Annotated in this window: 18 protein-coding genes; 11 read left to right on the forward strand and 7 right to left on the reverse strand. The window is 70.3% G+C overall.

Features of this window, described 5'->3' with window-relative positions; genetic code table 11:
- Positions 1-60 precede the first annotated feature (60 nt).
- Positions 61-1,062 (reverse strand): alpha/beta hydrolase, encoded by a 1,002-nt coding sequence (locus K7957_RS01440; protein WP_223010220.1) that lies wholly within the window; start codon positions 1,060-1,062, stop codon positions 61-63.
- A gap of 58 nt (positions 1,063-1,120) precedes the next feature.
- Here K7957_RS01440 and K7957_RS01445 point away from each other — a divergent pair, with 58 nt between their 5' ends.
- The 3 genes from K7957_RS01445 (at position 1,121) to K7957_RS01455 (ending at position 4,498) form a co-directional block, all read left to right on the forward strand.
- Positions 1,121-2,170 (forward strand): histone deacetylase family protein, encoded by a 1,050-nt coding sequence (locus K7957_RS01445; RefSeq protein ID WP_223010221.1) that lies wholly within the window; start codon positions 1,121-1,123, stop codon positions 2,168-2,170.
- A 157-nt stretch (positions 2,171-2,327) separates the two neighbouring features.
- Positions 2,328-3,785: an amidophosphoribosyltransferase gene (purF, locus tag K7957_RS01450; protein WP_223010222.1), complete on the forward strand. Its 1,458-nt coding sequence runs from the start codon at positions 2,328-2,330 to the stop codon at positions 3,783-3,785.
- A gap of 5 nt (positions 3,786-3,790) precedes the next feature.
- Positions 3,791-4,498, forward strand: coding sequence for an SDR family NAD(P)-dependent oxidoreductase (locus K7957_RS01455; protein WP_223010223.1), 708 nt, complete (start codon positions 3,791-3,793; stop codon positions 4,496-4,498).
- A gap of 186 nt (positions 4,499-4,684) precedes the next feature.
- On the opposite strand, the gene K7957_RS01460 is transcribed toward K7957_RS01455, so the two are convergent.
- On the reverse strand, positions 4,685-5,896 hold the full coding sequence (locus K7957_RS01460; protein WP_223010224.1) for an SAM-dependent methyltransferase: 1,212 nt from the start codon (positions 5,894-5,896) through the stop codon (positions 4,685-4,687).
- 10 nt (positions 5,897-5,906) lie between these two features.
- A complete protein-coding gene (locus K7957_RS01465; RefSeq protein ID WP_223010225.1) occupies positions 5,907-7,247 on the reverse strand; it encodes a cryptochrome/photolyase family protein in 1,341 nt (446 codons plus the stop codon).
- Between the two features lie 159 nt (positions 7,248-7,406).
- On the opposite strand from K7957_RS01465, the gene hisI reads away from it, so the two are divergent.
- Genes hisI through K7957_RS01485 form a run of 4 tightly spaced genes read left to right on the forward strand, consistent with a single transcriptional unit; the run spans position 7,407 to position 10,563 of the window.
- Entirely contained in the window at positions 7,407-7,787 is a 381-nt protein-coding gene (gene hisI, locus K7957_RS01470; protein ID WP_223011068.1) for a phosphoribosyl-AMP cyclohydrolase, read from the forward strand.
- Positions 7,784-8,293, forward strand: a complete 510-nt coding sequence (locus tag K7957_RS01475) for a hypothetical protein (protein WP_223010226.1) — start codon at positions 7,784-7,786, stop codon at positions 8,291-8,293. Before hisI ends, K7957_RS01475 begins: the two co-directional genes overlap by 4 nt.
- 31 nt (positions 8,294-8,324) lie before the next feature.
- The gene (locus tag K7957_RS01480) at positions 8,325-8,756 is read left to right on the forward strand and encodes a MerR family transcriptional regulator (protein WP_223010227.1); all 432 of its coding nucleotides are present in this window, start codon (positions 8,325-8,327) and stop codon (positions 8,754-8,756) included.
- Positions 8,757-8,760: 4 nt separating this feature from the next.
- Positions 8,761-10,563 (forward strand): acyl-CoA dehydrogenase C-terminal domain-containing protein, encoded by a 1,803-nt coding sequence (locus K7957_RS01485; protein ID WP_223010228.1) that lies wholly within the window; start codon positions 8,761-8,763, stop codon positions 10,561-10,563.
- A gap of 423 nt (positions 10,564-10,986) precedes the next feature.
- Here K7957_RS01485 and K7957_RS01490 read toward each other — a convergent pair whose 3' ends face one another.
- The 3 genes from K7957_RS01490 to K7957_RS01500 are packed head-to-tail and all read right to left on the reverse strand — an operon-like array spanning position 10,987 to position 14,598.
- Entirely contained in the window at positions 10,987-12,297 is a 1,311-nt protein-coding gene (locus K7957_RS01490; RefSeq protein ID WP_223010229.1) for a cell wall hydrolase, read from the reverse strand.
- Positions 12,298-12,313: 16 nt separating this feature from the next.
- Positions 12,314-13,234: a cysteine synthase A gene (gene cysK, locus K7957_RS01495; protein ID WP_223010230.1), complete on the reverse strand. Its 921-nt coding sequence runs from the start codon at positions 13,232-13,234 to the stop codon at positions 12,314-12,316.
- A complete protein-coding gene (locus K7957_RS01500; protein WP_223010231.1) occupies positions 13,231-14,598 on the reverse strand; it encodes an MFS transporter in 1,368 nt (455 codons plus the stop codon). The genes cysK and K7957_RS01500 overlap by 4 nt, the downstream gene beginning before the upstream one ends.
- A gap of 114 nt (positions 14,599-14,712) precedes the next feature.
- Here K7957_RS01500 and pdhA point away from each other — a divergent pair, with 114 nt between their 5' ends.
- From pdhA to K7957_RS01520, 4 genes are all read left to right on the forward strand, one after another.
- A complete protein-coding gene (gene pdhA / locus K7957_RS01505; protein WP_223010232.1) occupies positions 14,713-15,783 on the forward strand; it encodes a pyruvate dehydrogenase (acetyl-transferring) E1 component subunit alpha in 1,071 nt (356 codons plus the stop codon).
- Between the two features lies 1 nt (position 15,784).
- Positions 15,785-17,227: a pyruvate dehydrogenase complex E1 component subunit beta gene (locus K7957_RS01510; protein WP_223010233.1), complete on the forward strand. Its 1,443-nt coding sequence runs from the start codon at positions 15,785-15,787 to the stop codon at positions 17,225-17,227.
- A 379-nt stretch (positions 17,228-17,606) separates the two neighbouring features.
- Complete coding sequence (locus K7957_RS01515; protein WP_343228266.1) at positions 17,607-18,287, forward strand: squalene/phytoene synthase family protein; 681 nt, start codon at positions 17,607-17,609, stop codon at positions 18,285-18,287.
- 67 nt (positions 18,288-18,354) lie between these two features.
- Positions 18,355-18,816, forward strand: a complete 462-nt coding sequence (locus tag K7957_RS01520; RefSeq protein WP_223010234.1) for an EF-hand domain-containing protein — start codon at positions 18,355-18,357, stop codon at positions 18,814-18,816.
- A 48-nt stretch (positions 18,817-18,864) separates the two neighbouring features.
- Here the strand turns inward: K7957_RS01520 and trmFO are convergent, their stop codons facing one another.
- On the reverse strand, positions 18,865-20,175 hold the full coding sequence (trmFO, locus tag K7957_RS01525; RefSeq protein WP_223010235.1) for a methylenetetrahydrofolate--tRNA-(uracil(54)-C(5))-methyltransferase (FADH(2)-oxidizing) TrmFO: 1,311 nt from the start codon (positions 20,173-20,175) through the stop codon (positions 18,865-18,867).
- Positions 20,176-20,181 lie beyond the last annotated feature (6 nt).

Consider the following 20,181-nt stretch of genomic DNA (forward strand, 5'->3'; position numbering starts at 1 on the left):
CGTTGTTCGCTTGTCCCGTGCCTAGGCTGGCTTTTTTCCACGGTGGCGAGAGAAGCGACTTCACCCCGCCGCCTGCCGCAGCACGCGCTCGCCTTCGGCCTCGGTGACCGTGGCGCGCACCGCCGCGAGGAAGCCGGCGACGTCGCCCTGCGAGGAGGGGATCGCCCGACGCAGCGTGATGAAGCCGTGGATGTTGCCCTGTGCCTCGCGGAAGGTCACCGCCACGCCCGCCTGTGCCAGCGCGGCGGCGTAGGCGCGCCCCTGGTCGCGTATCGGGTCGAGACTCGCGGTGACGATCACCGCGCGCGGCAGGCCTGCGACGTCGCCGAGCAGCGGCGAGAAGCGCGGGTGGCGCGGGTCTCCGGCATAATGGTCGTTGAACCAGGCCATCCCCTCGCGCGTGAGCAGATAGCCGTCGGCGAAGGCGTCGAACGAGGCATAGGGGCGGCTGGCGTCGGTGGCGGGATAGATCGGCGCCTGCACGATCACCGGTACCGCGGCGGGATGGTCGCGCAGCGCGCCGGCGACGATGATGGCGAGGTTGCCCCCGGCGCTGTCGCCCGATAGCACCAGCGCGGTGACGCCGCGGCCGAGCACCTCCGGTCCTGATGCGACCCAGCGCGCCGCCGCCTCGGCGTCGTCGGGCGCGGCGGGCCAGCGCGCCTCGGGCGCGAGGCGGTAATCGACCGAGATCACCGGCAGGTCGAGCTGGCGCGCCATCTCCGCGGTGAAGCTGGCATAGGTGTCGAGGTCGCCGATCACCCAGCCGCCGCCGTGGAAGAATACCACCGCCGGCCCCGGCGCCCGGCTCTCGCGCGAGTCGAACAGCCGTGCGCGCAGCTCGCCGCCGGGGCCGGGCAGGGTGAGGTCGCGCACCACCGCCAGCTCGCCGCGCGGCAGGTCGGCGACGTCCTTCATCGCCACCATCATCGCGCGCGCCTCGGCGGGCGGCATCTCGTGCATCCTGGGGCCGGGGACGTTGTTGAGATAGGTCAGGAAGGCCGCGACGTCGGGGCGGACGAAGGGTGTCCGCTCGGCGGCGGGGGCGGGTCGGTCGGTCATGCGCGCTCCTCTGCGGGGGCGCGATGGCGCGCCGCGATCCTCGCCTTATCTTAGGCAGATGATCCGGGTCGTCCACCATCGCGCCTATGTCACCGAGGCGCCCGCGCGCAGCACCTATCGCTGGGGCAAGAACGGCGCGATCCGCGACCTTCTGCTCGATCGGGGCGCGGCGGTGACCTGGCACGAGCCCGCGCCGATGCCGCGCGAGTGGCTCGAGGCCACGCACGATCCCGACTATGTCGCCGAGGTGCTTGCCGCCGCGGTCCCGCGCGAGAAGGAGCGGCGCATCGGTTTCCCGGTGACCGAGGTCGTGGCGCGCCGCGCCGCGCTGGTGCCGGGCGGCACTTATATGGCGGCGCGGCTGGCGCTGGCGCACGGCTTCGCCGCCAACACCGCGGGCGGCAGCCATCACGCGCTGGCGACCACGGGGGCGGGCTATTGCGTCTTCAACGATCTCGCGGTGGCGGCGGTACGGCTCGCCGCCGAGCGCGCGGCGGAGCGGATCCTGATCGTCGACGTCGACGTCCACCAGGGCGACGGCACCGCGGCGCTGACTGCGGGCCACGAGGCAATCACGACCTACTCGATCCACGCCGCGAAGAACTTCCCGGTGCGCAAGGCCTGCTCGACGGTCGACGTCGCGCTGCCCGACGCGCTCGGCGACGACGATTATCTGGCGCAACTCGAGGAGACGTTGGTGCCCCTGCTCGACGAGGTGCAGCCCGACCTGATCCTCTACCAGGGCGGGGTGGACCCCTATGCCGGCGACCGGCTCGGCCGACTCGCGCTGAGCGACGCGGGGCTGGCGCGGCGCGACCGGCTGGTGGGAGGGCTGGCGCTCGCGCGCGGCGTGCCGCTGGCGAGCACCGTGGGCGGCGGCTACGGCGACGACGTGATGGCGATCGCGGCGCGCCACGTCGCGGTGATCGAGCGGCTGGCGGCGGTATATGAGGGAGCCGATTTCCTTGGCTGCGCAGCGGCTGACATGGATCGTCCAGACGCCCCACCGTCCTCCGTCATCCCGGACTTGGTCCGCGATCCACCCTTCCGCGAGAGCGGCGGCTTCGGTGTACGCGGCACCCTGGATCCCGGAACAAGTCCGGTATGACGGAGAGGTGGGAGGCAGGGATTCTGACGCGAGCGCGGGTCGATCGGCGCGCCCGCGCGTCCGAGGACCCGCTCGGTCCCGCTCCAAGCTGCCGCAGCTGGATGACATTCCCGCGACAGTCGCTATATGCGGCCACGCACCAGGCGAGCCTCCGCACATGCTGACCACGAACCCGTTCGACGACGACCATCTGCACGAGGAGTGCGGAATTTTCGGCGCCTCCGGCTCCGAGGGCGCCGCGGCGCTGGTGGCGCTGGGGCTCCACGCCCTGCAGCATCGCGGCCAGGAAGCCGCCGGCATCACCAGCTTCGACGGCCACGACTTCCACACCCACCGCGCGATGGGCCATGTCGCTGGCAATTTCGACCGCGACGACATCATCCGCGCGCTCGCGGGCGAGGTGGCGTGCGGGCACGTGCGCTACTCGACGACGGGCGAGACCGCGCTGCGCAACGTCCAGCCGCTCTACGCCGAGCTCCAGTCGGGCGGCTTCGCGATCGCGCACAACGGCAACATCTCCAACGCGATGCGGCTGCGGCGCGAGCTGGTGCGGCGCGGTTCGATCTTCCAGTCGACCTCGGACACAGAGACGATCATCCACCTCGTCGCGACCAGCCAATATCGCACGCTGCTCGATAAGTTCATCGACGCGCTCAAGCAGATCGAGGGCGCCTATTCGCTGATCGTGATGACCCCCGAGGGCATGATCGCGTGCCGCGACCCGCTCGGCATCCGCCCGCTGGTGATGGGGCGCCTCGGCGACGCGGTGATCTTCGCCTCGGAGACGGTCGCGCTCGACGTGGTCGGCGCCGAGTTCGAGCGCTCGGTCGAGCCGGGCGAGCTGGTGATCGTGCAGAACGGCCAGGTGCGATCGATCCGCCCCTTCGCCAAGCTGGCGGCGCGGCCGTGCATCTTCGAATGGGTCTATTTCTCGCGTCCCGACTCGATCGTCGACGATCACTCGATCTACTCGGTGCGCAAGGGGATCGGCGCGCAGCTCGCCATCGAATCGCCGGTCGACGCCGATCTGGTGATCCCCGTGCCTGATTCGGGCGTGCCCGCGGCGATCGGCTACGCGCAGCAGTCGGGCATCCCGTTCGAGCTCGGCATCATCCGCTCGCACTACGTGGGGCGGACGTTCATCCAGCCGGGCGACAAGGTCCGCCACCTCGGCGTCAAGCTCAAGCACAACGCCAATCGCGCGCTGATCCAGGGCAAGAAGGTGATTCTGGTCGATGATTCGATCGTGCGCGGCACCACCAGCCTTAAGATCGTGCAGATGATGCGCGAGGCCGGCGCGGCCGAGGTGCACATGCGCATCGCCTCGCCGCCGACCAGCCACAGCTGCTTCTACGGCGTCGACACGCCAGAGCGCGCCAAATTGCTCGCGGCCAAGCACGACCTCGGCGGGATGACCGACTTCATCCACGCCGACAGTCTGGCGTTCGTCTCGATCGACGGGCTCTACAAGGCGTTGGGCGAGAGCCACCGCGCCGACATCCGGCCCAAATATTGCGACGCGTGCTTCACCGGCGACTATCCCACCACGCTGACCGACCATGACGAGAGCAGTTCGGTCGACCAGTTCGCGATACTCGCCGAGCGGGTGAACTGAGCAACGTGAGCGAGGCACTGACGGACAAGCTCGCGCTGGTGACCGGCGCGAGCCGCGGCATCGGTGCCGCCACCGCCATCGCGCTCGCCGCGGCGGGCGCGCACGTCGTGCTCACAGCGCGCACCGCTGCGGGGCTGGAGGAAGTCGAGCAGGCGATCTTTGACGCGGGGGGCTCGGCGACGATCGCGCCGCTCGACCTCGCGCAGAGCGACTCGATCGCGCGGCTCGCCACCGCGATCGGCGAGCGCTGGGAGGCGCTCGACGTGCTGGTGCTCAACGCCGCGATGCTCGGCTCGCTCGCCGCGGTGCCTGCGATCGACGCCAAGGAGTTGGCGCAGGTGCTGACGCTCAACGTCTCCGCACAGGTGGCGATGATCCAGGCATTCGACCCGATGCTGCGGCGCTCCGCCGGCGCGCGGGTGATCGGGGTGACCTCCTCGGTGGCGCGCACGCCGCGGGCCTATTGGGGGGCGTATGGCGCGTCCAAGGCAGCGTTCGAGACGCTGCTCGAGGCGTACGGCGACGAGATGGCCGAGGTGAGCAAGGTGCGTGTCGCCGTGCTCGACCCCGGCGCGACGCGCACCAAGATGCGCGCGCGCGCGTATCCGGGTGAGGACCCGGCATCGGTCAAGCCGCCCGAGGCGGTCGCGGCGCGTATCGCGGCGCTGGCGATCGACGGCTTCGACGCGAACCACCGCGAGCGCGTGGGCTAGTCGGCGACGCCTCGCCACCACCTCGTTCTTCCGGTTCTCCTCGTCGTCTTGGCCCTACTCGTCGTCTCGGCCTTGAGCCGGGACCCATGGCGCCGCACCCTCTGCCAGCGTTGCTCTCGCGGAAAGATGGGCCCCGGATCATGTCCGAGATGACGGTTGAGCATTGGGCCGCTTCGTCACCGCTCGTCATTGCTTCAAGAGCGTGACCTGCAGCACGTCGATGCCGCCGCCGCGAAAGCCGCCCTCGCAGTACATCAGATAATAGCGCCACAGCCGCTGGAAGCGCTCATCGAACCGCACCGGCAGCCGACCTTCAGCGGCGGCCTGGTCGAAGCGGCGGCGCCACTCCAGCAGAGTCTCGGCATAGTCGAGGCCGAACCGCTCCTCGTCCTGCCACGCCAGCCCGTGCGCCGCGGCGATCGCCCGGAAGCGGCTGACCGATACCAGAGACCCGCCGGGGAAGATGTAGCGCTGGATGAAGTCGACGCCGCCCGCATAGGCGTCCCACACGTCGTCCGCGATCGCGATCAGCTGGAGCGCGGCGCGGCCGCCGGGGCGCAGCACGCGCGCGAGCGTCGCGCAATAGGCCGGCCAATAATCCGGACCGACCGCCTCGACCATCTCGATCGAGGCGACCGCGTCGTACATGCCGGTGACGTCGCGATAGTCGCATAACGCCACGCTCACGCCGGACAGGCCGCGCGCGGCGACATGGTCGCGCTGCTCGGTCGAGAGCGTCAGCGCGTGGACGCCGACTCCCGCCGCCGCCGCGGTCGCCGCGAACGAGCCCCAGCCGCAACCGATCTCGAGCACGCGCTGCCCCGCGCTCGCCCCGGTTCGCGCGAGGATCGCTTCCAGCTTGCGCCGCTGCGCCGCGGCGAGCGGCTCGCCCGGCGTGGCGTGACGCGCGCTCGAGTAGGTCAGCGTCTCGTCGAGCCACTCGCGGTAGAAGTCGTTGCCGAGGTCATAGTGCGCCGCCACGTTGCGGCGCGCGCCGCCGCGATCGTTGCGGCGCAGGCGGTGGACCAGCCGCGCCGCCAGCTTGGCGCCGCGCTTGGCGCGCGCGACATCGCCCAGCGCCGCGCGATTGCGCATGAACAGGTCGAACACGGGCACCGGGTCGGGGCTGGTCCAGTCGCCCGCTTCCCAGCCCTCGTACCAGCCGATCGAGCCGGCGCTGACCAACCGCCACAACGCGCGCCAGCGCACAACGCGCACTGCCGCGAACGGCCCTGGCTCATGGCCGCCCAGCAGCCGGCGCGTACCGTCGGGCAGCTCGGCCTCGATCGCCCCCGTCACCAGCCCGCGGTCGACGCGGTCGAGGATGCGGTGGAACAGCGGCGCCACGATCCGGCTGCCGAGAGCGGCGGGGGGAGGGCGGGTCGTCGCGGCATCCATGCCGCGCCGCCTATCGCACCTTTTTACCCGCCGCCAGCGCGCGTTCACGTGCCTCGCGATGGCCGATCAGCATCGCGGGATAGTCGCCGGGGCGGCAGCCCGCCGCGTCTGGATCGTGGATCGCGGCATCGGGAAGATGCTTCAGCTCGGGTACCCAGTGACGGATATAGTCGCCCGCGGCGAACTTCTCGGACTGGCGGATCGGCGCCATGATCCGGCTGAACATGTTGGCGTCCACGCCCGTACCCGCGATCCACTGCCAGTTGACCGCGTTGTTGCCGTAATCGGCGTCGACGAGACAGTCCCAGAACCAGCGCTCGCCCTCGCGCCAGTCGATCAGCAGGTGCTTCACCAGGAAGGAGGCGGTGATCATCCGCACGCGATTGTGCATCCAGCCGCTCTGCCACAGCTGGCGCATCCCGGCGTCGACGATCGGATAGCCCGTGCGCCCGCGTTGCCAGGCGCGCAGGTCGCGCTGAGCCGCCGTCCCGCTGCGCCACGGCAGTTTGTCGTAGCGGTCGCGCCCGTTCGCGTCGGCATAGTCGGGCAGAGCGAGCACGACGCCGTCGGTGAAGTCGCGCCACGCCAGTTCCTTGCGGAACGTGATGTCGTCGCCGCCGGTGGCGTGCCAGACCGTGCGCGGCGAGACCTCGCCGAAATGGAGGTGCGGCGACAGCCGCGACGTGCCCTCCTCGCTCGGCAGGTTGCGGCGCTCCTCATAGCCGTCGAGCGCGAGCTGCTTGATCTTGCGCAGCGCCTCGGCCTCACCCGGCGTCCAGTCGAACCCGCCCGACCAGTCGGGTGCGGTCGGCAGCAGCGTCCAGTCGGCGAGCGAGTCGCTCTTCGGCCAGGTCTCGGGTGCGGGGATGGTACGCGGCGCGGCGAGCGGCTTCCCGGGCGGCAGGTGCGGCTGCAGCCCTTTCCAGAAGGACGAGTAGATCCGGTACGGCGCGCCGCCGCCGGTGGTGACGTCCTCGATCCGCGTCAGGTGATTGCCGTCGTACAGGCAGAGCCGGTCGCCGAGCGCCGCCTCGGCGTGGCGCCACCATGGCTCGTAGTGGCGGACAGCGTGGACGCGCTCGGCACCGGCCTCGTCCACCAGCGCGGGCAGCGCCTCGGCCGCCCGGCCGCGCCGCAGGATCAGCCGGCTGCCCTTCTTCTCGAGCGACGCCGCGAGCGCACGGAGGCTGTGGTGCAGCCACCAGCGCTGCGCTTCGCCGATCTTCCAGGCGCCGGGCGCCTCGTCGTCGAGCACATAGACCGGGATCACCGCACCGCTGTGCGCGGCCGCGATCAACGCGGGCTGATCGTGAAGGCGGAGGTCCTGGCGCAGCCATAGAAGGTCGGTCATCGCGGGGGTTACGTTCCACGACCGAGGCTGGTTCCTGATCCAGGTTGTGAGGACCCGGCGGCGGCATGCTCGTGCCCTGGCCTGCCGGGGCACGAGGCACGACCCACATCCCGGCTTCAAACCGGTCCCGTCTCGCTCTACGCGGTCGACATGACCGACATGATCGACACGCGCGAGACCGGCACCGACTTCCTCCCCAAGTTCGACTCGGCCGGGCTGATCACCGCGGTGGTGACCAGCCGAGCGACCGGTGAGCTGCTGATGGTCGCGCACATGGACGCGGCGGCAATCGCCGCCACGCGCGCCAGCGGGGAGGCCACCTTCTTCTCGCGCAGTCGCGGGCGGCTGTGGAAGAAGGGCGAGACCTCGGGCAACGTGATGCGCGTCGTCGAGATGCGGGTCGATTGCGACCAGGACGCTCTGTGGCTGATCGTCGATCCCGCCGGTCCGGCGTGCCACACCGGCGCGCGCAGTTGCTTCTATCGCCAGGTCGCGCTCGGCGCCGCTTCAGCGGAGGGCTCGCTGAGCCCGGTCGCGTGACTCGACGCGCGCTCGCGCTCGCGGGGCTGCTTCTGGCCGGCTGCGAGCGTGCGCCGTCGTCCGCGCCGCATGAACAGCCCGCGGGCGCCGCGCTGGAGCGCGCCGCTGACATGGCCGGGCTGATCGTCGCGCCGGCGCGCGAACGGCCGGTCGGCGTCTTCGCGACCGAGGCGGCGCGACTGTGTCTCCTCCCGCGGCGGGACGGGGCGCTCAGCGCCGGCGCGAGCGTCGACTATGGCGCGGGCCAGCATTGCGTCGCGCGCGGTGTGGCGCACGCCGGTTCGGCGCTGACCATGCAGTGGGGAAAGAGCTGCACGGTCACGCTCCGGTATGACCGCGACGCGCTGATCGTTCCCGCAACACTGCCCGCTGGCTGCGACTCGCGCTGCTCCGGTCGAGCGTCGCTGGCCGGTCTGCGACTCGAGCGACTGAGCGACTCGATCGCCGAGGCGAGTCGGACCCGCGGCGCCGACGGACGTCTCCTCTGCGGCGACGGTGCCAGTTGACGTTCACGTAAAGGGAAGTTACCGCCGTGTCATGAGCGACCTTCTCGACGTGTCTGCCGCTTATGCCGTCGTGCCGCCGCGCGCGGACCGCGATCATTTCACCATCACGGACCTCTCGGCCGAGTTCGGCGTCACGCCGCGCGCGCTGCGCTTCTACGAGGACGAGGGGCTGATCGCGCCCGAGCGGCGCGGCATGGTGCGGATCTACTCGCACCGCGACCGCGCCCGGCTAGCCTGGATCCTGCGCGGCAAGCGCGTCGGCTTCAGCCTCGCCGACATCCGCGAGATGATCGACCTCTACGACGCGGGCGACGGCCGGCAGAAGCAGCGCGCGGTGGCGATCGAGCGCTGCCGCGAGCGCATCGCCGCGCTCCAGCAACAGAAGCACGATATCGACGCCGCGATCACCGAGCTGGCCGAGTTCCTGACGGTGGTCGAGGGTGGCAAAGCCAAGGAAAGCTGAGACGATGCCGCAATACACTCCTCCCATCCGCGACACCCGCTTCGTGCTCGAGCAGGTGCTCGGGCTTGATCGGTACGCCAACGTCCCCGGCTTCGCCGCCGCCACGCCCGACACGGTCGAGGCGGTGCTGGAGGAGGGCGGCCGCTTCGTCGCCGAGGTGCTGTTCCCGCTCAACCAGTCGGGCGACCAGGAGGGCTGCACGCGCCATCCCGACGGCAGCGTCACCACCCCCAAGGGGTTCAAGGAAGCGTACCGGCAGTTCGTCGAGTCGGGCTGGGGCACGCTGAGCGCGCCCGAGGCGTTCGGCGGGCAGGGGATGCCGCACGTCGTGTCCACCGCCTTCCAGGAATATATGATCTCCGCGAACATGGCATTCGCGATGTACCCCGGGCTGGCGCACGGCGCGATCGCGGCGCTGGTGGTGAAGGGCAGCCCCGAGCAGCAGCAGAAGTACCTGCCCAAGATGGTGTCGGGCGAGTGGGGCGGCACGATGAACCTCACCGAGCCGCAGTGCGGCACCGACCTCGGGCTGATCCGCACCCGCGCCGAGCCGCAGCCCGACGGCAGCTACAAGATCACCGGCACCAAGATCTTCATCTCGGCGGGCGAGCACGACCTGACCGACAATATCATCCACCTCGTGCTGGCGAAGACGCCGGGCGCGCCCGACAGCTCCAAGGGCATCTCGCTGTTCGTGGTGCCCAAGGTCATGGTCGAGGACGACGGCTCGCTGGGCGCGCGCAACGCGGTGACGTGCGGCTCGATCGAGCACAAGATGGGGATCCACGCCAACTCGACCTGCGTGATGAACTATGATGGCGCCACCGGCTGGCTCGTCGGCGAGGAGATGAAGGGGCTCGCCGCGATGTTCATCATGATGAACGCGGCGCGGCTCGGCGTCGGGCTGCAGGGGCTCGGCGTGGCGGAGACCGCCTACCAGAATGCGGTGCAGTATGCGAAGGACCGCCGCCAGGGCCGCGCGCTGACCGGGCCGGCCGAGCCGGGCGAGAAGGCCGACACGCTGTTCGTCCACCCCGACGTGCGCCGCATGCTGATGGAGGGCAAGGCCTGGACCGAGGGGCTGCGCGCTCTCTGCCTGTGGGGCGCGCTCCAGGCCGATCTCGAGCATCACGCCACCGACGAGGCGGAGCGCCAGCTCGCCGGCGACCTGCTCGGGTTGCTCACGCCGGTGATCAAGGGTGTCGGCACCGATCGCGGCTATGAGATCGCGACCAACGCGCAGCAGGTTTACGGCGGGCACGGCTATATCGCCGAGTGGGGGATGGAGCAGTATGTCCGCGATGCGCGCATCGCGATGATCTACGAGGGCACCAACGGCGTCCAGGCGATGGACCTGGTCGGGCGCAAGCTCGCGCTCAACGGCGGTCGCGCGGTGCAGGCGTTCGGCAAGCTGGTGCTGGAGGAGATCGCCGCGGGCAAGGCCGAGTCCGCGACCGCCGACCTCGCGGCCCGGCTGGAGAAGGCCGCGGGCGAGCTGCAGGCGGCGACCATGTGGTTCCTCGCGAACGGCATGAAGGACCCCAACAACATCGGCGCGGGGGCGGTCCCGTACATGCATCTCCTCGGCGTGGTCGCGGTCGGGATGATGTGGCTGCGCATGGCCGCCGCGGCCGCGCGGCTGAAGGCGGAAGGGGCGGGGGACGCCGCCTTCCTCGACGCCAAGCTGGTCACCGCGCGCTTCTTCGCCGAGCGCGTGCTGCCGGAGGCGGGCGCGCTGCGCCGCAAGATCGAGGGCGGCGCCGATGCGATCATGGCGCTGCCGCCGGAGATGTTCGCGGCGGCCTGAGGGGGCGATATGGCGCGAAGCCTCCCTCCTCGCGGGGAGTGCGGGCGTTCCATGCGCGGGCCAGGCGTTTGGGCAGGCATCTGCGAAGTGCTCGCCGGGACGTGCGACGACATCCTCCCCGCTCGCGGGGAGGTGGCAGCGCGTCAGCGATGACGGCGGGGGTCCGCATACGGGCCGGTGCGTTCGGGTCGCCGCCCTCCACCCCGCCCAGCGGGCGCGGTCCCCCTCCCCGCGAGCGGGGAGGATCTGTGCTCTCCTTTCCCCCTGTAGGAGATCGCTGCGAGACTCTCGTCATCCCGGCCTTGAGCCGGGATCCATCGTGCCGCGAACGCTACGCCGTCGCTTCTGCCGAGCCATAGATTACGGCTCCAGGCCGGGATGACGATGGTCGGTCGCGCAATCGCGATTATGCAACGGTCCCCTTTAGGATAGGGGCTGGACGTGGGGCTTCGCCGCGGGGGTAGCGCCTGAGGAAGCTCCCCGCCCCAACCCCTCCCCTTCAGGCGAGGGGCTCCTCCCGCTGGCTCCCTCGCGCCGTCGCACGCCATCCAGCGGCTCGGGCCCGGTTGGCAGCGGCCCTGACGGCGGCGCGAGCTGCGAGACCGGCTGGCGGCGCATGCACAGGCCCGGGCCTGTGCGCGGGAACTCCTTGCAGTTCCACAGCATGCGCTCGATGCCTGCGTCCTTGTTGCGAAGATAGCTGAACGACATCGCGGCGATCTGCTGCGGAGCCATCGTCGCGCTTCCCGGCAGCTGGGCGCGGTCGGTCCAGCCCATGAACTTGCACCGCGCGCGCTCGCCGCACGCCCCGCGCGCGACGTCGACGTAACGCTCGGGCGAGTCGCGGCCCAGCAGCATCGCGAAGGCGTCCTCGTCGTCGGGTAGCGGCGTCGCCGCCGGCGCCGGGCCGGGTGCGCCCGTGAGCAGCGGCACCGCGGCGGCGGTCACCGCGTCCGCCTCTGCCTGCGCGGCGCTCAGCTGGTGCGCGGGCGACACCGCGGCGAGCGCGGCGATCACCGGCTCGGCGCTCGATACCGTCCGGCGAAAGGCGGCGGGCGTGCCCCACCATCCCGTCCAGCGGAAGAACAGATGGGTGTGAACCTCGGCGATCTTGTCGAGGCTCGAGCTCCAGTACGGCACCACCCAATCCGTGTGGTAGTGGGTGGCGTAGCCGATCTTCTTCTCGACCTTGCCCGCCAGCGCGTCCGCGGCGACCCTGCGCGCGCGTTCCCACGCGGGCCCGCTCGGGTGCCGCGCCAGCGCGCCGTCGCAGGTAAAGGTGAACTGGCAGCCGGTGCTGCGCTCCGCGCCCTGGAACACCACGCCGCACACGGTCTTGGGGAAAGCGGGATGACGCAGCCGGTTGAGCACCACCTGCGCCACCGCGCGCTGACCGGCGGGATCGTCGCCCGCCTCGTACCAGGACGCGGCAGCGAGACAGTCGGTCGCGCGCAACAGCGCGGCGGCGTCGCCGGCGAAACGGAACGGCTGCGCCGCCGGCTTCGGCCCGCGCACGAACGCGATTCCCGCGTTGTAGGCGCGCGCCTCCTCGGCGGTGAGATCCTGCAGCTCGACCGGCTCGACCTCGGGCAGCTCGGTCGGCGGCGCGACCCGCTGCGGCGGACGGACCTTGGCCGCGATCGCGCGCGGCACCGCCGGCGCGCGCTGGATCACCACCAGTGGGCCCGCGATCGCCAGCAGCGCGATGCCGCCGAGGACCGCGCTCGTCCGCATACCGATGCCGCTCAGCTCAATTCTCCGGCAGGAAGTCCGGCACCGAGAGGTAGCGCTCGCCGGTGTCGTAGTTGAAGCCGAGCACGCGCACGTCGTCGGGCAGGTCGGGAAGCTTCTGAAGGATCGCTGCGAGCGTCGCGCCCGAGGAAATGCCGACCAGCATGCCCTCCTCGCGTGCGGCGCGGCGCGCCATGTCCTTGGCCACCGCGGCGTCGACCTCGATCACACCGTCGAGCGCCTGGGTGTGGAGGTTGGCGGGGATGAAGCCCGCGCCGATGCCCTGGATCGGGTGCGGCCCGGCCTGGCCGCCGGAGATCACCGGCGACGCCTGAGGTTCGACCGCGAACACCTTGAGGTTGGGCCATTCCTTCTTCAACGTCTCGGCCACGCCGGTGATGTGGCCGCCGGTGCCGACGCCGGTGATGATGACGTCGATCGGCGAGTCGCGGAAGTCGTCCAGGATCTCCTGCGACGTCGTGCGGACATGGACGTCGACGTTGGCGGGGTTCTCGAACTGCTGCGGCATCCACGCGCCCGGCGTCTGCTCGACCAGCTCGAGCGCGCGCTCGATCGCGCCCTTCATCCCCTTCTCGCGCGGGGTCAGGTCGAACTGCGCGCCATAGGCGAGCATCAGCCGGCGGCGTTCGAGGCTCATGCTCTCGGGCATGACGAGGATCAGCTTATAGCCCTTCACTGCGGCGACCATGGCGAGGCCGATCCCGGTGTTGCCGCTGGTCGGCTCGACGATCGTGCCGCCGGGCGATAGCGCGCCCGAGGCCTCGGCCGCCTCGATCATCGCAAGCGCGATGCGGTCCTTGATCGAACCGCCGGGATTGGATCGCTCGGACTTGATCCACACCTCCGAGCCCGGGAAGAGCTTGCGGACTCGGATATGCGGCGTGTTGCCGATCGTCTCCAGGATGGTCTGGGCCTTCATGGCTGCGCTACTCCGTGCTGGGGTTCGGTCTCTAGCATCTCGGGCGGGTCAAAGGTCCGCGCGTTCTTCAGTTCCGGGAACAGCCGCGACCACAATATGGTGATCGCGATCGCGCCGACGCCGCCGAAGACGACGGCGCCGACCGGGCCGAGCAGCGACGCCATCAGCCCGCTCTCCGCCTCGCCGAGCTCGTTCGAGGCCGAGATGGTGAGCTGCGACACCGCGCTGACGCGGCCGCGCATCGAGTCGGGCGTATGGAGCTGGATCAGCGAGCTGCGGACATAGACCGAGACCATGTCCGCGCCGCCCGCGACGATCAGCCCGACCAGGCTGAGCAGGAAGTCGGTCTGGAGCACCGGCCACCCCGCGCCGAGCGCCACATGGGTGATGCCGAGCGCGTCGGTCAGCTGAGTCGCCACCCCGAAGGTGAGAATGCCGAGCCCGAAGACCACCACCGAGGCGAGCATCTTGACGCCGACGTTGCGCTTCATCGGCCGGAACGAGAACCAGAGCGCGGTGCTGGCCGCGCCGATCCCCATGCCCGCCGCCAGGACGCCCAGACCCGGCGCACCGACCCGGAGGATGTCGCGCGCGAAGATCGGTAACAGCGCGGTCGCGCCGGCCAGCAGCACCGCGAACAGGTCGAGCGTGATCGCCGCGAGCACCAGCCGGTTGCGCCGGACATAGGCGAAGCCGTCGAGGATACGCTGGAGCGGGCGACGGTCTTTCTGCGCGGGCGGCTGCGGCACCTTGCCGATCAGGAACATGAGCCCGAGCGCGAGCAGCAGCAGACCCGCGATTACGCCATAAGCGATATCGGGGTGGACGGCGTAGAGCAGTCCGCCGACGCTCGGCCCCGCGATCGTGCCGAATTGCCAGGCGATCGAGGAGATCGCGATCGCGGTCGGGAGGCTCTCCTTGGGAACGAGATTCGGCGCCAAAGCGGAATAGGCCGGTCCCGAAAAGGCACGCGCGACACCGATCAGCACCGCGGACACGAAAAGATATGGAAGGCCGAGCTGACCCGACCAGGTCAGCACGCCCAGCGTCGCGGCGTTGAGCACCAGCAGCGCGGTGGTGCCGCGCACGATCCAGCGCCGGTCGACCGTATCGGCCACCAGCCCGACGAGCGGCGTCAGCAGGAACAGGGGGATGAACTGCACGAGCCCGATCATGCCGAGGAGAAAGGCGGCGTCGCGGATGTCCATCGTCTGGCGCGCGAGGCCGTAGACCTGCCAGCCGATGATGATCGCCTGCGCGCTGATCGCGATCGTGCCGGAGAAGCGCGCCAGCCAGTAGGCGCGGAAGTTGGCGATGCGAAGAGGGTGGCGCGGCGCGGCCGGCGGATCGATCGGGGCGTGCATCGGAGGAGCGGGTTAGACCCGCGCTGAAACCCTTGCAACCCGGTGGGGTTTGCAGTCCGACGCGACCCGCGCCTATAGGCCCCCATCTTCCCAAGGAATGAGGTCCTGTCCATCGTGGCAAAAGCCCCAGCACGCAGCCCGGTAATCGCCGGCGATACGCCCCCCGCCGACCCGACGAAGACGAATCGCGAGCGCCCATCGGACCCGCGTCCGTATGAGGCCAGCAAGGAAGAGCTGCTCAAATTCTACGAGGACATGCTGCTGATCCGCCGCTTCGAGGAGAAGGCGGGACAGCTCTATGGTCTCGGCCTGATCGGCGGCTTCTGCCACCTCTACATCGGCCAGGAAGCGGTCGCGGTCGGGCTCCAGTCGGCACTGACCGAGGCCGATTCGGTGATCACCGGCTACCGCGACCACGGCCATATGCTGCTGTGCGGGATCCCGCCCAAGGACGTGATGGCGGAGCTGACCGGGCGTCAGGCCGGCATCTCCAAGGGCAAGGGCGGCTCGATGCACATGTTCAGCGTCGAGCATAAATTCTACGGCGGCCACGGTATCGTCGGCGCGCAGGTGTCGCTCGGCGCCGGGCTCGCGTTCAAGCACAAGTACAGCGAGGACGGCGGCGTCTGCCTCGCCTATTTCGGCGACGGCGCGGCCAACCAGGGCCAGGTGTACGAGGCCTTCAACATGGCCGAGCTGTGGAAGCTCCCGATCATCTTCGTGATCGAGAACAACCAATATGCCATGGGCACCAGCGTCAATCGCGCCTCGTCCGAGGACCAGCTGTACAAGCGCGGCGAGAGCTTCCGCATCCCCGGGCTGCAGATCGACGGCATGGACGTGCTGGCGGCGCGCGGCGCGGCGGAGGAGGCGCTCGCCTGGGTGCGCGCGGGCAAGGGGCCGATCATCCTCGAGATGAAGACCTATCGCTACCGCGGCCACTCGATGTCCGATCCCGCCAAGTACCGCTCGCGCGACGAGGTGCAGGCGGTGCGCGACAAGTCCGACCCGATCGAGGCGGTGAAGCGCACGCTGAGCGAGACGCACGGCGCCAAGGAGGAGGACTTCAAGGCGATCGAGCAGCGTATCCGCAAGCAGGTCAACGAGGCGGCGGATTTCGCCGAGAGCACGCCCGAGCCGGATCCGGCCGAACTGTATACCGACGTCCTGGTGGAGAAGTATTGAGATGGCGATCGACATCAAGATGCCGGCGCTGTCCCCGACGATGGAGGAGGGCACGCTCGCCAAGTGGCTCGTCAAGGAGGGCGACACGGTGAAGTCCGGCGACATCATGGCCGAGATCGAGACCGATAAGGCGACGATGGAGTTCGAGGCGGTAGACGAGGGCACGGTCGCCAAGATCCTGGTCGCCGAGGGCACCGACGGCGTGAAGGTCGGCACCGTTATCCTGCAGCTCGCCGGTGAGGGCGAGGAGGCGGGGTCGGCGGAACCGGCCAGCACCGCCGCGACCAAGGACGATTCGCCGCGCGGCGACGCGTCGGCGGACGAGCAGAAGACGCCCGACACGGTCGAGGACTCGGCGCACCCCGCGCAGGAGAAGGTCGATACCGGCGCGCGCCAGCTGTTCGAGGCCGCCGCGCACACGTCCGAGGTGAGTGACCCGGACGTGCCCGCGGGCACCGAGATGGTGAAGCAGACCGTCCGCGAGGCGCTGCGCGACGCCATGGCGGAGGAGATGCGCGCCGACGCGCGCGTGTTCGTGATGGGCGAGGAGGTCGCGCAATATCAGGGCGCCTACAAGGTGACCCAGGGCCTGCTCGACGAGTTCGGCGACAAGCGCGTGATCGACACGCCGATCACCGAGTACGGCTTCGCCGGCGTCGGTACCGGCGCGGCGATGGGCGGGCTCAAGCCGATCGTCGAGTTCATGACATTCAACTTCGCCATGCAGGCGATCGATCACATCATCAACTCGGCCGCCAAGACCAACTATATGTCGGGCGGTCAGATGCGCTGCCCGATCGTGTTCCGCGGTCCCAATGGCGCGGCGAGCCGAGTCGGCGCGCAGCACTCGCAGAACTACGGGCCGTGGTACGCCAGCGTGCCCGGCCTGATCGTGATCGCGCCCTATGACGCGGCCGACGCCAAGGGCCTGCTCAAGGCGGCGATCCGCAGCCAGGATCCAGTGGTGTTCCTCGAGAACGAGCTGCTGTACGGCCGCTCGTTCGAGGTGCCCAAGCTGGACGACTGGGTGCTGCCGATCGGCAAGGCGCGCGTGATGCGTCAGGGCAAGGACGTGACGATCGTGAGCTACTCGATCGGCGTCGGGCTCGCGCTCGAGGCCGCCGAGAAGCTGGCGGGCGAGGGCGTCGAGGCGGAGGTGATCGACCTGCGCACGCTACGGCCGCTCGACACGAAGACGGTGCTCAAGAGCCTCGCCAAGACCAACCGCCTGGTGGTGGTAGAAGAGGGCTGGCCGACCTGCTCGATCGCGTCCGAGATTGCCGCGGTGGTGATGGAGCAGGGCTTCGACGACCTCGACGCGCCGGTGCTGCGCGTTACCAACGAGGACGTACCGCTGCCCTATGCCGCCAACCTCGAGAAGCTGGCGCTCATCTCCGCGGACAAGATCGTCGCGGCGGTGAAGAAGGTGACCTACCGCAAGTGAGACCATGGACGAGGCGGGAAGCCGGCGCAGTGCCACTTTCCCGCCTCAACGATTTGCCAACGCTATCGCCTAGCGTCATCCTGTTACGCGGTCAGGATGACGTCAGGCGCTTCGCTTAGCGCTCGCGATCGCTCACCGATGGCTCACGGTGGCGCACTTGCTCTCGCGTTCGAACGAGCGGTCTGAGCGAATGCTCGACGATCACCGTGCTGTCGAAGGAATAGACGAGCGCGGCGGCCACGATCCCGATCGTCCAGCCGAGTCATCTCGCGCGAGCGGCGCTAGGGCGGGGCGGAGCGAGCGGAACAAGCGCGATCGGCTGCGCATCTGATACCTTCCGGGCATCGCCGGGCGCGAACGTGAGGGAGCGAGCGTCAGCGTGATCGAGACTGATCATTTTCCAACGCCCTCCGCCACAGCCACGGAGCGCGCGCTGGTGCTCGGCTACGCCCCCGCAGGCGCGCGCGACGGCCTCGCCGCGCTGCTCGCGCTCGACGGGCGGCTCGGCGCCATCCTGCGCACCACCCGCGAGCCGCTGGTCGGGCAGATGCGGCTGACCTGGTGGTATGAGGCGCTGGAGGCGCTCGACCGCGCGCCGCCGCCGGCCGAACCGACGCTCGCCACGCTGGGCGAGACGGTCGTCGCGCGCGTGAGCGGCGCGGTCCTGGCCCAGCAGGTCGAGGGATGGGAGGCGTTGCTGGAGGCGCCATTGACCGCGACGGCGCTGGAGCTGCATGCCCGCGGCCGCGGCGGCTCGCTGTTCGCTGCCGCCGCGACGCTGCTGCGAGTCCCGCCCGCGGAAGCGATCGAACGCGCCGGGGAGGGGTGGGCGCTAGCCGATCTCACGCGCCATCTCAGCGACCCGTACCTCGCCGCGGTGGCCCGCACCGCCGCGCTGACGCGGCTGTCCGACGCACTGGGCCAGCACTGGCCGGCGCGAGCGCGCGCGCTGGGTGCGCTGGCGTGGCTGGCGCGACTCGATCTGACCTGGCCGACTCGGCCGACGGGCCATCCGGCGCGAGCGGCGCGACTGCTTTGGCACCGCCTTTCCGGACGCTAGCCGGGCGCGCTTGCGCGGTCGCTTGGGCGCCCGATAGCCTCCCCGTGGGTAGTGGGGAGATGAGGCAATGTGGCGGTACCTGGCGGGCGGCGTGGCGGCTCTGCTGCTGATCGCAGGCGGCTGGCTGATGATCGGCGGACAGGCGCACTCGGGCGCGTCGACGAGCGCGGCGCCGTCCGCGCGACCGAGTGACACAGCGGCCGCGACCAGTCCCGCGCCGGACCTGCCCGAGGCCGACAATGCCACGCGCGCGCGCCGGCGCTTCGAGCGGTTCGACCGCGACCGCGACGGCAAGGTGACCCGCGACGAGTTCCTCGAGCCGCGGCGCAAGGCATTTGCCAAGCTCGACCGCGACGGCGACGGCAAGTTGAGCTTCGACGAGTGGGCGGCGCGCACCGTCGACCGCTTCGCGACCGCCGATCGGGACAGGTCGGGTGCGTTAGACGAGAAGGAATTCGCCGCGACCGCGCCCAAGCACAAACCCCGTCGCGCGAGCCCCTGCGCCGACGCAGTGCACAGTGACGATTGAGCGCCTGCGCCGCGGCGCGCGACCAGCGCGGCGCGGCGCCGCGCCGCGTCAGGCCGCCATCCACGCCGCCAGCGCGGTGCGGGCGCGGTCGGTGTAGAGCTTCTTTCGGTCCGCCTTCTTGGTGCGCCCCGGGATGGGCGGGAACAGGCCGAAATTGACGTTCATCGGCTGGTAGCTCTCCGCCTCGGCGCCGCCCGTGATGTGGCCGAGCAGCGCGCCGAGCGCGGTCTCCACCGGAGGCGGCGTCATCGCCTCTCCGTGCAGCTCGGCGGCGGCGAAGCGTCCTGCGAGCAGACCGATCGCCGCGCTCTCGACATAGCCCTCGCAACCGGTGATCTGCCCCGCGAAGCGCAGGTGCGGGCGCGAGCGCAATCGCAGCTGCGGGTCGAGCAGCTCGGGCGAGCGGATGAAGGTGTTGCGGTGCAGCCCGCCGAGCCGCGCGAACTCGGCCTTCTCCAGCCCCGGGATGGTGCGGAACAGCCGCACCTGCTCGGCATGCTTGAGCTTGGTCTGGAAGCCGACGATGTTCCACAAGGTGCCGTGGGCGTTGTCCTGGCGCAGCTGCACCGCGGCATAGGGCCAGCGCCCGGTGCGCGGGTCGTCGAGACCGACGCCTTTCATCGGCCCGAAGCGCAGCGTCTCGCGCCCGCGCTCGGCCATCACCTCGATCGGCATGCAGCCCTCGAAATAGGGCACGTTCTCCCACTCACGATATTCGGTCTTCTCGCCGGCGAGCAGCCCGTCGACGAAGGCGTGATACTGGTCCTTGTCGAGCGGGCAGTTGATGTAGTCCGTCCCGTCACCTTTGTTCCAGCGGCTCTGGAACCAGGCGGTGTCGAGGTCGATCGAGTCGCGGTGGACGATCGGCGCGATCGCGTCGAAGAAGGCGAGCGCGTCCCGGCCGGTCTCGCCCGCGATCCGCTCCGACAGCGCGGGCGCGGTGAGCGGGCCGGTGGCGATGATCGCGGGCGTGTCGGGCAAGGTGTCGACGCGCTCGCGCACGATCGTCACGTTCGGGTGCGCCGCCAGCGCCGCGGTGACGCCGGCGGAGAAACCGTCGCGGTCCATCGCCAGCGCCGAGCCGGCGGGGACGCGGTGGTGATCGCCCTCGCGCAGGATCAGCGAGCCGAGCGCGCGCATTTCCTGGTGGAGCAGGCCGACGGCGTTGCTCTCGGCGTCGTCGGAGCGGAAGCTGTTCGAGCAGACCAGTTCGGCGAGATGGTCGCCGTGGTGCGCCGGGGTGGTGTCGCCGCCGCCGCGCATCTCGGAGAGGCGGACGCGGAACCCCGCCTCGGCCAGCTGCCACGCCGCCTCCGACCCGGCAAGTCCCCCGCCGATCACGTGAATGTCATGTTTCATGGGGTG

Source organism: Sphingomonas yunnanensis (assembly GCF_019898765.1).
Taxonomy (GTDB): Bacteria; Pseudomonadota; Alphaproteobacteria; order Sphingomonadales; family Sphingomonadaceae; genus Sphingomonas; species Sphingomonas yunnanensis.